At 40.6% G+C, this 12,800-nt stretch carries 13 protein-coding genes; 9 read left to right on the top strand and 4 right to left on the bottom strand.

The window, feature by feature from the left end:
- Positions 1-5: 5 nt before the first annotated feature.
- The 8 genes from WA256_RS10185 to WA256_RS10150 all read left to right on the top strand — a co-directional run bounded on the left by WA256_RS10185 (position 6) and on the right by WA256_RS10150 (position 9,262).
- A complete protein-coding gene (locus WA256_RS10185; protein WP_135924632.1) occupies positions 6-1,181 on the top strand; it encodes an isovaleryl-CoA dehydrogenase in 1,176 nt (391 codons plus the stop codon).
- 9 nt (positions 1,182-1,190) lie between these two features.
- Positions 1,191-2,798: a carboxyl transferase domain-containing protein gene (locus WA256_RS10180; RefSeq protein ID WP_135924635.1), complete on the top strand. Its 1,608-nt coding sequence runs from the start codon at positions 1,191-1,193 to the stop codon at positions 2,796-2,798.
- Between the two features lie 10 nt (positions 2,799-2,808).
- A complete protein-coding gene (locus WA256_RS10175) occupies positions 2,809-3,579 on the top strand; it encodes an enoyl-CoA hydratase/isomerase family protein (protein ID WP_335990999.1) in 771 nt (256 codons plus the stop codon).
- Between the two features lie 8 nt (positions 3,580-3,587).
- Positions 3,588-5,552 carry an acetyl/propionyl/methylcrotonyl-CoA carboxylase subunit alpha gene (locus WA256_RS10170; protein WP_335990998.1) on the top strand — a complete coding sequence of 655 codons (1,965 nt, stop codon included), beginning with the start codon at positions 3,588-3,590 and terminating at the stop codon, positions 5,550-5,552.
- Positions 5,552-6,457 carry a hydroxymethylglutaryl-CoA lyase gene (locus WA256_RS10165; RefSeq protein WP_063528911.1) on the top strand — a complete coding sequence of 302 codons (906 nt, stop codon included), beginning with the start codon at positions 5,552-5,554 and terminating at the stop codon, positions 6,455-6,457. The genes WA256_RS10170 and WA256_RS10165 overlap by 1 nt, the downstream gene beginning before the upstream one ends.
- 11 nt (positions 6,458-6,468) lie before the next feature.
- Complete coding sequence (locus WA256_RS10160; protein ID WP_335990995.1) at positions 6,469-7,167, top strand: CoA transferase subunit A; 699 nt, start codon at positions 6,469-6,471, stop codon at positions 7,165-7,167.
- 11 nt (positions 7,168-7,178) lie between these two features.
- The gene (locus tag WA256_RS10155; RefSeq protein ID WP_054553796.1) at positions 7,179-7,835 is read left to right on the top strand and encodes a 3-oxoacid CoA-transferase subunit B; all 657 of its coding nucleotides are present in this window, start codon (positions 7,179-7,181) and stop codon (positions 7,833-7,835) included.
- 548 nt (positions 7,836-8,383) lie between these two features.
- Positions 8,384-9,262, top strand: a complete 879-nt coding sequence (locus WA256_RS10150; protein ID WP_062564433.1) for a LysR family transcriptional regulator — start codon at positions 8,384-8,386, stop codon at positions 9,260-9,262.
- Positions 9,263-9,307: 45 nt separating this feature from the next.
- Here WA256_RS10150 and WA256_RS10145 read toward each other — a convergent pair whose 3' ends face one another.
- Positions 9,308-9,655 carry a hypothetical protein gene (locus tag WA256_RS10145; protein ID WP_335990992.1) on the bottom strand — a complete coding sequence of 116 codons (348 nt, stop codon included), beginning with the start codon at positions 9,653-9,655 and terminating at the stop codon, positions 9,308-9,310.
- A 99-nt stretch (positions 9,656-9,754) separates the two neighbouring features.
- Positions 9,755-10,207: a hypothetical protein gene (locus WA256_RS10140; protein WP_335990990.1), complete on the bottom strand. Its 453-nt coding sequence runs from the start codon at positions 10,205-10,207 to the stop codon at positions 9,755-9,757.
- Between the two features lie 372 nt (positions 10,208-10,579).
- On the opposite strand from WA256_RS10140, the gene WA256_RS10135 reads away from it, so the two are divergent.
- A complete protein-coding gene (locus WA256_RS10135; RefSeq protein ID WP_055197207.1) occupies positions 10,580-11,002 on the top strand; it encodes a hypothetical protein in 423 nt (140 codons plus the stop codon).
- Positions 11,003-11,071: 69 nt separating this feature from the next.
- Here the strand turns inward: WA256_RS10135 and WA256_RS10130 are convergent, their stop codons facing one another.
- Both WA256_RS10130 and WA256_RS10125 read right to left on the bottom strand, forming a co-directional pair.
- On the bottom strand, positions 11,072-11,989 hold the full coding sequence (locus WA256_RS10130) for a hypothetical protein (RefSeq protein ID WP_335990986.1): 918 nt from the start codon (positions 11,987-11,989) through the stop codon (positions 11,072-11,074).
- A gap of 34 nt (positions 11,990-12,023) precedes the next feature.
- The gene (locus WA256_RS10125) at positions 12,024-12,443 is read right to left on the bottom strand and encodes a hypothetical protein (RefSeq protein ID WP_335990984.1); all 420 of its coding nucleotides are present in this window, start codon (positions 12,441-12,443) and stop codon (positions 12,024-12,026) included.
- Positions 12,444-12,800 lie beyond the last annotated feature (357 nt).

The raw sequence follows: 12,800 nt of genomic DNA, 5'->3' as shown, positions 1-12,800 counted from the left end.
ACATTATGAGCACTATTTCACTATACAAAGAAATGAACTTCGGACTTGGCGAAACAGCAGACATGATCCGCGATCACGTTAATAGCTTTGCCAGCCAAGAAATCGCCCCACTTGCAGAACAAACAGATTTAGACAATGCCTTCCCTAATCAACTTTGGCCACAACTTGGCGAAATGGGTTTATTAGGTATGACAGTGCCTGAAGAATTTGGCGGTGCTGGCCTTGGTTACCTTGAGCACGTAATCGCAATGGAAGAAATTAGCCGTGCAAGTGCCTCGATTGGTTTAAGTTATGGTGCTCATTCAAACCTATGTGTTAACCAAATTAATCGTAATGGGTCACAGGCTCAAAAAGAAAAATACCTACCAAAACTTATCAGCGGTGAGCACATTGGTGCCCTTGCGATGAGTGAGCCAAATGCAGGTTCTGATGTTGTATCAATGAAATTAAAAGCTGAGAAAAAAGGCGATGTATTTGTACTTAACGGTAACAAAATGTGGATCACTAATGGTCCAGATGCCGATACCTTTGTTATCTATGCAAAAACAGATTTAAATGCCGGCCCTAAAGGCATCACAGCCTTCATCGTTGAACGTAACACTCCGGGATTCTCTACTGCGCAAAAACTAGACAAACTTGGTATGCGTGGCTCTAACACCTGTGAATTAGTGTTTGAGAACTGCGAAGTACCAGCAGAAAACATTCTAGGTAACTTAAACGAAGGCGTAAAAGTACTTATGAGTGGCCTTGATTATGAGCGTGTTGTTTTAGCGGCAGGCCCGCTTGGCATTATGCAAGCATGTATGGACATTGTGGTTCCTTATATTCATGAGCGTAAACAATTTGATAGTCCAATTGGGCAATTCCAGCTTATTCAAGGCAAAATCGCTGATATGTACACGCAAATGAATGCTGCTCGTTCATACGTTTACACGGTAGCTCGTGCATGTGATCGCGGCGAAACAACGCGTAAAGATGCCGCTGGCGCAATTTTATATGCCGCAGAGCTGGCAACTAAGATGGCCCTTGATGCTATTCAAATCTTAGGTGGTAATGGTTATATCAACGAATACGCGACAGGTCGTTTATTACGTGATGCAAAACTGTATGAAATTGGCGCTGGTACTTCTGAAATCCGCCGCATGCTAATTGGTCGCGAATTATTCACTGAAAGCAGATAGGACCTTGTTATGACGATTTTAAAATCGAGTGTAAATCCACACGATCCGCAATTTTTGCAAAATCACGACAACATGGCAGCACTCGTAACTGACTTACGTGAAAAAGTAGCTGATATCCGTTTAGGTGGTGGCCCTGCCCTGATTGAGCGCCACCAAGGTCGTGGTAAGTTGTTTGTTCGTGACCGTATTGAAACGCTACTTGATGAAGGCTCGCCATTTTTAGAGATTTCACAATTTGCAGCCTTTGGCGTGTATGAACAAGCGATTCCATGTGCCGGTGTTGTTGCTGGGATTGGACGAGTGAAAGGCGTTGAATGTATGATCATCGCCAATGATGCAACCGTAAAAGGCGGCACATACTTTCCACTAACGGTAAAAAAACATCTCCGTGCTCAAGATATCGCAGAGCGTTGTCATTTACCGTGTATTTATTTAGTTGATTCAGGCGGTGCAAACCTGCCTGAACAAGATGATGTATTTCCCGATAAATTACACTTTGGCCGTATTTTCTATAATCAAGCTCGTATGTCTGGTAAAGGCATTCCTCAAATTGCGGTTGTTATGGGTTTATGTACTGCAGGTGGTGCTTATGTACCTGCAATGGCTGATGAAAGTATTATCGTAAAAGAGCAAGGTACAATTTTCTTAGCTGGTCCGCCACTAGTTAAAGCGGCTACGGGTGAAGAAGTAAGTGCTGAAGAGCTAGGTGGTGCTGATGTTCACTGTAAAACATCAGGTGTTGCCGATCACTATGCTGAAAATGATGCCCATGCACTTTCTATCGCGCGCCAATGTATTGAACGAATCAACTATCAGCGCCCAACAGCACCGTTACTTGATGATGTTAAACCGCCGCGTTACGACATTAACGAAATTTACGGGATTGTGGGTACCGACCTTAAAAAGCCATTTGATGTACGCGAAGTAATTGCTCGTGTTGTTGATGATTCATCATTTGATGAATTTAAACGCTACTTTGGCGAAACATTAGTAACCGGCTTTGCAAAAATATTTGGTCACCCTGTCGGTATTGTTGCCAACAACGGCATTTTATTTAGTGAATCGGCGCAAAAAGGTGCGCACTTTATTCAGCTATGTGCACAACGCAAAATTCCTTTGGTGTTTTTACAAAACATTACAGGCTTTATGGTTGGTAAAAAATACGAAGCTGAAGGTATCGCCAAACATGGTGCGAAAATGGTAACCGCTGTTTCATGTGCTGATGTACCAAAATTCACCGTATTAATTGGTGGCTCGTATGGTGCAGGTAACTACGGTATGTGTGGCCGCGCGTTTGAGCCTACCATGATGTGGATGTGGCCAAATGCCCGTATCTCTGTAATGGGTGGTGAACAAGCAGCAGGCGTTCTTGCACAAGTTAAACAAGACGGTTTAGCCCGTAAAGGCGAAAGCATGACTGATGAGCAAGTCAGTGAGTTTAAAAAGCCAATTATCGAGCAATACGAAAAACAAGGTCATCCATATTACGCCAGTGCCCGCCTTTGGGATGATGGCATTATCGATCCTGCTGATACCCGCAATGTATTAGGGCTTGCCTTAAGCGCAGCTAAAAATGCACCAGAGCGCGATTCGCAGTTCGGCGTATTTAGAATGTAATGGAGGCCTTATGTCAGTAACACTCGAAATAACAAAATCAAATGTGGCTGTGCTGGTACTAAGTCGCCCTGAAAAACACAATGCTTTTAACGAAGAAGTCATCAGTGAGCTGATCCGTTTGATTGAACACGCAAATAGCTGTGATGTGCGCGCACTGGTTTTAAAAACCGAAGGTAAGCACTTTTCTGCTGGCGCTGATTTAAACTGGATGAAGTCGATGGCTGGCAATGACTTTGCAGAAAACTTAGCAGATTCAATGCAGCTGGCAAAGCTTATGAAAGTCCTTGCTACAAGCCCTCACCCTACAATTTGTGCCGTACAAGGTGCTGCTTTTGGCGGTGCGCTAGGCTTGATTGCGTGTTGTGATATTGCGATTTGCCAAGACGATGCACAATTTTGCTTAAGTGAAGTAAAGCTTGGTCTTATTCCTGCGGTTATCAGCCCTTATGTCATTAAAGCTATTGGTGAGCGCGCTGCACGTCGTTACTTTTTAACGGCTGAGATATTCGACGCTCATACAGCCAAGCAACTGGGTTTAATTCACCAGATCACCGGCGATTTGCAAACAGCGCTCGACAAACATTTACAAAACCTTGTGAACAATGGCCCTATTGCCGTTAAAGCAGCAAAGCAGCTTATAAATGATGTAGCTGGCAATGTAGTTGATGATGCACTTATTGAGTTAACCGCAGAGCGCATTGCACGCATTCGTGTATCTGAAGAAGGCCAAGAAGGTCTGACTGCATTTTTTGAAAAACGTGCCCCTAAATGGCAGAAATAGGAACCATTATGACAACAAAATCATTGAAAAAAATTCTCGTTGCCAACCGTGGTGAAATTGCCTGCCGAGTTATGCGTACAGCAAAACAAATGGGCTTAACAACGGTTGCAGTTTACTCAGATGCAGATAAACATGCTCAGCACGTAAAGCTTGCTGATGAGGCGTATCACATTGGTCCTGCGCCAAGTAAAGATTCGTACTTAGTTGCAGACAAAATCATCGATGTTGCAAAACAAGCAGGTGTTGATTGTATTCACCCGGGTTATGGCTTTTTATCTGAGAACTGTGACTTTGCACTCGCGTGTGAGAAAAATGATATTGCCTTTATTGGCCCACCAGCATCTAGCATTGAAGCCATGGGTTCAAAAACCCGCGCTAAAGAAATTATGCACCAAGCAAATGTACCTTTAGTGCCTGGTTATTATGGTGACAATCAAGATACTGGTTTCTTACAAGCCGAAGCTGAAAAAATTGGTTACCCGGTACTGATTAAAGCAGCCTTTGGTGGCGGTGGTAAAGGTATGCGAGTTGTTGAACACGCAAAAGACTTTATAAGTGCTCTTGAAGGCGCAAAACGTGAAGCAAAAGCCGGCTTTGGTAACGATTTAGTACTGTTAGAGCGCTACGTCACTAAACCTCGCCATGTTGAAGTACAAGTTTTTGCAGATAGCCATGGTAACTGTGTGTACTTAGGCGACCGTGACTGCTCTTTACAGCGTCGTCACCAAAAAGTAATTGAAGAAGCCCCTGCTCCGGGTTTATCTAATACACTTCGTAAAGAAATGGGTGAAGCTGCGGTACGTTGTGCCCAAGCGATTAACTATCGTGGTGCAGGTACGGTTGAGTTTTTACTTTGTGGTGATGAATTCTTCTTTATGGAAATGAACACCCGTTTACAAGTAGAGCACCCAGTAACAGAAATGGTAACCGGTGTTGATTTGGTGAATTGGCAAATCAATATTGCGGCAGGTGAAGCATTACCACTTAGCCAAGCAGATATTCAGCTACAAGGTCACAGCTTTGAAGCGCGTATTTATGCTGAAGATCCAAGTAATGACTTTATTCCGTGTTCTGGTCACATTGATGCTCTATTTACACCGAACGAATCTGAATTTGTACGTATAGATACAGGGATTGCAGCGGGTGATGAAATCAGCCCATTCTACGACCCTATGATTGCTAAATTAATTGTTCATGACGATAACCGTGAGACAGCGCTTGGGCGCTTATCAAAAGCACTAGAGCAGTTCCATCTAGCAGGTTTTAGCTGTAACGTTAATTTCTTACATAATCTTGCTAACCACCCTACTTTTCAAGCAGGTGCACCCGATACGCACTTTATTGAAGACCAAGGTGAGCGCCTTGTTGCTAAAAACGAGCAACAGTCTGTTATTGCGACCGTTGTGGCAGCCTATGCGTATGCACATCAACTAAAAGGTGAAAGCAGCAGCCCATGGCAACAATTAACAGGCTTTATGCTAAACAGTGACGCTAAGACAACGATTCCGTTTGTTGATTTAAATGTTCATGCGGTTAAAACATCAGAAGGCTTTAAAATTAGCTTAGATGGGGTTGACTATACAACCTCAGGCAAGGTTGAAAATGGCCTTGCGAACTTAGTCGTTAATGGCGAAAAAGTCGTTGCTCATATTAATCAAACAGACTCTCACATCACAGTGATGTACAAAGCTCAACAAACGGTGCTAGAGCTGATTGATAAACACTATATTAGTGAACACGAAAGTGATGCACTACCACTTGCTGCGCCACTCAATGGTACTGTTGTTAAGCATTTAGTTGAAGTGGGTAGTACTGTCGCTAAAGGTGACGCTGTTGTCATCATTGAAGCGATGAAAATGGAATACACCCTTAATGCCCCGCATGATGGTGTATTAACGAGCTATTGCTTTGCTGAAGGTGAATTGGTGAGCCACGGTGATATGCTCGCGATTGTAGAAGAGCCGGAGGCGTAATGGCACAGTTTCCTGATTTTGTTCGCATTGTAGAAGTTGGCGCCAGAGATGGCTTGCAAAATGAAGCCGCCGTTAGCACTCAAGATAAAGTCGCTCTTATCAACGCCCTTGCAGATGCTGGGCTTAAAGATATAGAAGCAGGCGCCTTTGTGTCACCTAAATGGGTGCCACAAATGGCTGACTCAAGCGATGTAATTAGCGCGTTAAATTTGCCTAATGTTAACTTAAGTGCCCTAACCCCAAATTTACGAGGTGCAGAGGCGGCAAAACAAGTCGGCATACAAGAATTTGCTATCTTTACAGCAGCAAGTGAAGCGTTTTGTCAAAAGAACATTAACTGCTCGATTGATGAAAGTATTGACCGCTTTAAAGATGTCATGGATTTTGCCAAGGCGAATAACATTCGTGTTAGAGGTTATGTTAGCTGCGTCATGGGTTGTCCATATCAAGGTGATGTCGACTACAATGATGTATTAAAAGTATCAGAGCGATTATTAGAGCTTGGTTGTTATGAAATAAGCCTTGGCGACACCATTGGTGTGGGTACGGCGAAAAAAGTCGATGAGTTATTAGATTTACTTTTACAACATATTGATAAATCAAAACTCGCTGTACATTTTCACGACACCTACGGACAAGCGCTCACAAATATTTACACCGCCCTAAGCCACGGTATAGCAACGGTTGACAGTGCTGTTGCAGGCCTTGGTGGCTGCCCTTATGCCAAAGGCGCGTCAGGAAATGTTGCCACTGAAGATGTAGTTTACTTACTACAAGGGCTTGGCATAGAGCATGGAATTGATTTAGAAAGACTGGCGAAAGCTGGTTGGGCTATTTGCAGTGCACTAAATAAACAACCTGTCAGCAAGGTATCACTTGCTCTAAAGAACACTCAGAATAATTAAGGAGTAGGCTCATGGCCGGTTTCGATAAAGTGGTTTCAAGTTATGAAGCTGCAATGGAAGGTTTAAAAAATGGCGATACTATTATCGCTGGTGGCTTTGGCTTGTGTGGTATTCCTGAGGGACTTATCAGTGAAATTAAGCGTAAACAAACTAAAAATCTAACCGTTGTTTCGAACAACTGCGGTGTTGATGATTTTGGCTTAGGTGTTTTACTTCATGATAAGCAAATTAAAAAAATCATCGCTTCTTATGTAGGTGAAAATGCGCTTTTCGAAAAACAACTACTCGATGGCGAAATTGATGTAGTACTAACACCGCAAGGTACACTCGCTGAGAAGATGCGTGCCGGTGGTGCGGGTATTCCTGCGTTTTATACTGCTACAGGTTACGGCACTCCTGTTGCCGAAGGTAAAGAAGTCAAAGAATTTGATGGTCGCCCGTATATCTTAGAAGAATCAATTACGGGTGAGTTTGCCATTGTTAAAGCATGGAAAGCCGACCGCTACGGTAACCTTGTATTTCGTCACACAGCAATGAACTTCAACCCGATGGCCGCAACAGCAGGTAAAATTACCGTTGCTGAAGTAGAAGAGATTGTTGAGCCAGGTGAACTTGAGCCAAGCCAAATTCATACCCCAGGTATTTATGTTAATCGCGTGATCAAAGGCGACTTTGAAAAACGCATTGAACGTGTAACAACTCGCGATTAAGGAGCAATAAAATGGCATTATCACGTGAACAAGTTGCAATGCGTGTTGCACAAGAACTACAAGATGGCTATTACGTAAACCTAGGTATTGGTATCCCTACTCTGGTTGCTAACTATGTACCTGACGGTATCGAAGTTATGTTGCAGTCTGAAAATGGCTTATTAGGTATGGGTGCGTACCCAACCAAAGACCAAGTTGATGCAGATATGATCAACGCGGGTAAAGAAACCGTGACAGCAGCCACAGGTGCAGCAATATTTAATAGTGCAGATAGTTTTGCCATGATACGGGGTGGTCATGTAGACTTAACAGTATTAGGTGCATTTGAAGTTGACCAGAACGGTAACATCGCATCGTGGATGATCCCAAAAAAGCTAATTAAAGGCATGGGTGGCGCGATGGACCTCGTTGCTGGCGCGAAGAATATTATTGTTACGATGACTCATGCAAGCAAGCATGGCGACTCTAAGTTATTAGAAAGTTGCACTTTACCGCTAACTGGGGTTAACTGTGTAAAGAAAATCGTAACTGATTTAGCCGTACTAGAAGTTAAAGACGGCGCATTTCATCTAATCGAACGCGCTCCGGGCGTGTCGGTAGATGAAATTATTAGCAAAACGGCAGGCAAATTGCTTGTTGAAGGTGATGTTCCAGAGATGGTTTTTTAAACCACTCATACCAGTCGTGTTGAGTTATTAGGCATTTATAGCGACGGAAAAATAGAGTGATAACAAGGCAGAAATTTAGACGTGTAGTTACTCTACATTAGAAATTTCTAACGCAGTTAGCGCTTTATTTAGCACGCTAGAATGACTAAGTATTTAAGTCGATTGGTATCATCCCATGTACCGACCTCATTCCCAGTGCCAATGGCGCTGAGTTACCCAAAATCCCTCGCAAGAGGGATTTTTTTTATCTAAAGCCAGCCTTTCGCCGCACCATTTTGTCACATAAATAGTATAAAATGCCCTGCTTTAGTGAATTGGCAGTATCTAATACTGAGACTATGACGAAATAGCTAAAACTGCTAAGATCACTTTTTTACTAAACATTTGCCTAAACATAGATTAAACGAGCGATTCACGATTGTTTTTTATACAATATGGCAAGAGTTAGCTATATTTATTCTTTACTCTCTATTTTTTACATTTTGGGATAATAATTGCTTAGCAGTTAATTAACTAACAAGCGCTATTGAGACTTACTGAAATTAACTATGCAAACACCTATTCGTGGCTTACGCTCATTTTGTTTTGCTGCACGCACCCTTAGCTTTAAAGATGCTGCAAACCAACTTTACCTTACACCGTCTGCCGTAAGCCATCAGATCAAACAATTAGAAGAACAATTGGGTATTGAACTATTTGAACGTCAAACCCGCTCTATACGCTTAACTGCAGCGGGGAAGAATTTTTATGACTCTGTATCACCGCTGATCAAAGCGCTAGAAAAAACCATCAATGAGTTTAGTCAGTTACAAGAAAACGTAACGATCAGTATTACGCTACCTGAGTTTTTTGCCAGTGAGCTTTTAATGCCAAAACTGAGCGAATGGACCAGTGAGCACCCAAATACAAACTTACAGCTTAATACCTTAAAAACGCGTAAAGAGCTGACTAAGCAAAGCGATTTGTCGATTGTATTGTCTTCATCTAAACCGCACGAAGGCGTTGTACATGAGCTATTTTCGCTATCGTATACACCAGCTTGCAATAAAGAAAACTGGCAAGCATGGCAAGAAAACCCGTTTCAGGCATTAAATGAAGTACCTCTTATACTTCATAAAGCGCGTCCTTGGGCTTGGCACCAATGGGCAGAGCATGCTGGTATTGATGACTTTGCACCAAAACAAATTATTCAGGTTGATAGTATGTTTGGTGTGGCACGTGCCGCGCAACAGGGTATGGGTATTGCCCTAATCCCCTTACCTATCAGTCAGACTTGGTTTGATGAGCAGTGGTTATTTAATTTCACCGATATGCCATTAAAAACAAAAGATAAATATTACTTAGTGCAACACGATCCTAGCGAAACTAATGCACAATTAGAGCTATTTATAAAATGGATGATTGATACTTTTAAACATCTAAAATAATAAATAAAGGACCCTCAATTTTGTTGAGGGTCTTTTATTGCTATTTTAACTTTTCGACTTGGTTACTAAAATACTCACTTTGTTTTCACCAATTTCAAAAGAAGCCTGTTTACCATATTCCACAACAAAAGAAGGAGTAAAAGATCTTTCAGCGAGTGTGATTGATGTTTCTACAGCTGCCGTATTATTTTGTTGTGGTGTAACTTTAACTTCATAACTAAACCCCTCACCTATAGAGATGGTCGCAGGTTGTTTTTCTTCCACCAGCATTACTGGCGATGCTAGTAGCTCATTCGCTTTATAAACAGATGTTTCAACTTGAAAGCTATCAGCTGCGAAGCAACTTGTTGATGCTAAAAATACTCCAGCTACTAAACCTAACTGTTTTTTCATATTTATTTCCTTATCTCATTTATAGGGTTTGTCCGTAATTAATATCAGTTAGTACGTTTATTTGATACACGGAAATTTCTGAATCTATAACTATGTCTATTAAAGCTCTCGGTAATAAACATCGATAGTATGTGATATTGCTTCATAGCGATTGTTTTTATGATTAAAGCATGCTTTACGCAGTTCCTTCTCTTCGTAGTTTTTACCTGCTACTACGACTTGATCTAAAGTTTGTGAATTTGCACAGAATTGATTTGATGAAATTGTTTCTATTATAACTGATTCAGCTTTTGAGCGCGGTAATGAACTAGGCTTTGGGTTTTGCTTCATGCCTTCAAGTAACTGAGCTTTAGTAACAGGTACAGTATCTGACCCTATGCCTGGAATATGCAATGTTTGTCTAATCGTATAGTTTTTACTTAATAATGGCGTAAACAAAGATACATCATTGCTCAAATAAGCCTGCTCAAAATTAAGATAAACAGCAACTTTATCTTCAGCTGCATTGGCAATAACAGGCCCTAAAAGTAACAACGCAAGTATCAGTTTCATGGTTATACGCTTATTCTAAATAAATTAAATCATCAACTATACATACCATCATAAAGTACCGATTTTATTTCTAATTAACAACAATTTGTTTGTTTTGCATACTCTGCCCCTATATTTTTCTTTATCGTAAACTTTAGCTATTTAAACCCCGTGTCTACTTTATCGGGGTCAGATCACAGATCAGACGGCTGACGGCTGATGGCTGATGGCTGATGGCTGACGGCTTTAAGACTAACTCATTACATTAGACTAAAGTCTATAGGTTAAATTTCTTCATCTATTAGGTCATTTTTTATCGTTTGTTGAATTTGCGCTGTTCAATTAAAGTTCATTTGTCGGCGATTGATACCGATTCAAATAGAGGAAAAGATTATGTTTAGTACACTTATGAAACGCGTTGCACTTAGCTCTTTATTAACTTGTTCAGCTATGGCAGTGGCTGATCAGAGTGACTACAAATTGATGGTAATTGACCAATCTATCACTGCTGATGTTGCAGAGAACCGTCAATACGAACAAGCATTTAATGACTGTGCTTTGAGTGTTAAAGAGAAAAAATTCTCTGAAGCTGAAACACTATGCTCAAAAGCAATCAGCTTACTAAGTACGAGTAAAGTACCTAGCTATAAACGTCGCGAATTAACGTCGTTTACCTTAAGCAACCGCGGTGTTGCACGCATCATGTCTGAAAACGACACTGCTGCATTGTCTGACTTTTACGAAGCAGTACAAATTTCAGGTAACGAGTTAGTTGAGCACAACTTAACGCGTGCGAAAAAGAACTTAGCTTTATAAGTTCTCACAGAATTGTGTTGTCTCAAAACCCAGCTTAGGCTGGGTTTTGTCGTTTAGGGGTTTCGCTTTTTAGTCTTCCGCTTTTATTAATAAATTAAGCTCTTTTAGTAATAAGCTCTCTACTGTCTGTTTATCCATTTTAGCCAATTGCTCTAAGCTGTAATTTTTGCCAATTTCTTTAGCTAAAATAAAACCTAGGTAATAACCTCTTCGGTATGGCAGCTTTGTCTCGTCCTTTGCGAAGTTGAAAAATGAAGAATATATTTCAGGTTTTTTTGAATAAAACTTTTTCTTGAGGTCAACGAGAGAATCGAGCTGTCTTGAGCGAATCTTTTTCACCAGATTGCTAGGTATGTTTAGCATCAATTCATCATCACTGGCTGACGGAGTTAATTTATATGAAACGTAAGTAGCTAATCCCTCAGTCCAAATAGAGCACCATAGCTCATCCTTACAATGGAATAATTTTTCATGATAAACATGAAATAACTCGTGATGAAAGAATGGCGTATCGTTTTTCCAGGTATGATATTTGGCCATAAGGTCTACACCAAACATTAAGTAAGATTTACCATTTAACTCTCGCGTTGCCCCATTGAACCTTCCTAATGAGTGAAGTATGTAAATGGGGGTTTCAGATTTGAAATCAGGGAAAGTAGCAATAAATGATTCCATACTGCTGTTTAAATCTTTAGATAAACGCCTATTTTTTGATAAATATACTTCTTCTACACCACTGAAACCCTCAATAGCTTTAACAAAGCTTTTATCTCTATAAAAAGGCGCAAATTGAGAGGTGAAATGTTGAGAAAACTGCTCTGCTCTATTTTCTGCAGTCAACGTCTTGCTTGACTGATATAAAGTATAAAAATCATCAGCGAGATTAATGACTTCGAAATCAGCTGACTGCTTGTTAGCAAGCGTCTTAAATGAAAGCACTCCAGATATGAGACTGGAGAGTAAAAGAAATTTAGATAATTTTTGCATAATTATAGTTAAAAGTATTTGTTAGGTGAGTAGTCTATTGTGACGATATCTCAATACTCGAGGAAATATAACCGTTAATAATCTCGATTTGAGAAGGCAGACCATGGATAGGCTCTGAAACAGCTTGAATTGGAAAGTTTAGTTTTGGTAAATCAATTGTATTGGGTGTTGATATGCCAAACCAAAAGCCAACTGGTTCATCATCAACAAACATACATGGTTGCGTATACTCAATCCCGGCTAAGCCGATATTAATGTAACCCAAGAATTTATTGCCATTAGCATCAGTAAACAGGGATTTTACGAGTAAATGATTATTTGGGTTTAAGGTATCAGCTTCAGTTGCTGGTGTTACAATCGTTTCATCAACTGAATCATCCTTACAATACTTAAAAAGCCAAACAGCATGTTCATTAAGATCTTGAACAGTAATTTCCCAACAAAATTTATCCATGACTTCCCTTATCTATTCTAATGTCTATTCATTATTACACTGCAGAGAACACTGACACTTAAAGTTAGCAACAAACTATAACTACCTGATTTTATATAATTTTGAAATTGTTGTTACTTTTCTAGGTCATGGTAAACATTTGGATTCCAAATTTGCATAAACATCTCTGGATTTTCAATTGGTAGAAAACCATATTGCGCGTACAAACCATGCGCATTGATCTGACTCCATAAAAGTAGACACCTCTTTGGAGTCAGTAATCATGAAAGTAAAGTCACAGCGTAGATATTCCCTCGAATTTAAAATAAAAGTCGTTCAAGAGTCGTTAGACACCACAGATACAGTTAAGATGGTCGC

Source organism: Pseudoalteromonas sp. CH_XMU1449-3, assembly GCF_037027245.1.
GTDB lineage: Bacteria > Pseudomonadota > Gammaproteobacteria > Enterobacterales > Alteromonadaceae > Pseudoalteromonas > Pseudoalteromonas shioyasakiensis.
Note: the sequence above shows the minus strand (reverse complement) of the source record. Positions and strands in the feature narration are given on the sequence as shown.

What these genes read in the sequence shown, in the direction of transcription:
- WA256_RS10185 (WP_135924632.1), top strand. Translation starts at nt 6, where the DNA reads ATGAGCACTATTTCACTATACAAAGAAATGAACTTCGGACTTGGCGAA.
- WA256_RS10180 (WP_135924635.1), top strand. Translation starts at nt 1,191, where the DNA reads ATGACGATTTTAAAATCGAGTGTAAATCCACACGATCCGCAATTTTTG.
- WA256_RS10175 (WP_335990999.1), top strand. Translation starts at nt 2,809, where the DNA reads ATGTCAGTAACACTCGAAATAACAAAATCAAATGTGGCTGTGCTGGTA.
- WA256_RS10170 (WP_335990998.1), top strand. Translation starts at nt 3,588, where the DNA reads ATGACAACAAAATCATTGAAAAAAATTCTCGTTGCCAACCGTGGTGAA.
- WA256_RS10165 (WP_063528911.1), top strand. Translation starts at nt 5,552, where the DNA reads ATGGCACAGTTTCCTGATTTTGTTCGCATTGTAGAAGTTGGCGCCAGA.
- WA256_RS10160 (WP_335990995.1), top strand. Translation starts at nt 6,469, where the DNA reads ATGGCCGGTTTCGATAAAGTGGTTTCAAGTTATGAAGCTGCAATGGAA.
- WA256_RS10155 (WP_054553796.1), top strand. Translation starts at nt 7,179, where the DNA reads ATGGCATTATCACGTGAACAAGTTGCAATGCGTGTTGCACAAGAACTA.
- WA256_RS10150 (WP_062564433.1), top strand. Translation starts at nt 8,384, where the DNA reads ATGCAAACACCTATTCGTGGCTTACGCTCATTTTGTTTTGCTGCACGC.
- WA256_RS10145 (WP_335990992.1), bottom strand. Translation starts at nt 9,655, where the DNA reads ATGAAAAAACAGTTAGGTTTAGTAGCTGGAGTATTTTTAGCATCAACA.
- WA256_RS10140 (WP_335990990.1), bottom strand. Translation starts at nt 10,207, where the DNA reads ATGAAACTGATACTTGCGTTGTTACTTTTAGGGCCTGTTATTGCCAAT.
- WA256_RS10135 (WP_055197207.1), top strand. Translation starts at nt 10,580, where the DNA reads ATGTTTAGTACACTTATGAAACGCGTTGCACTTAGCTCTTTATTAACT.
- WA256_RS10130 (WP_335990986.1), bottom strand. Translation starts at nt 11,989, where the DNA reads ATGCAAAAATTATCTAAATTTCTTTTACTCTCCAGTCTCATATCTGGA.
- WA256_RS10125 (WP_335990984.1), bottom strand. Translation starts at nt 12,443, where the DNA reads ATGGATAAATTTTGTTGGGAAATTACTGTTCAAGATCTTAATGAACAT.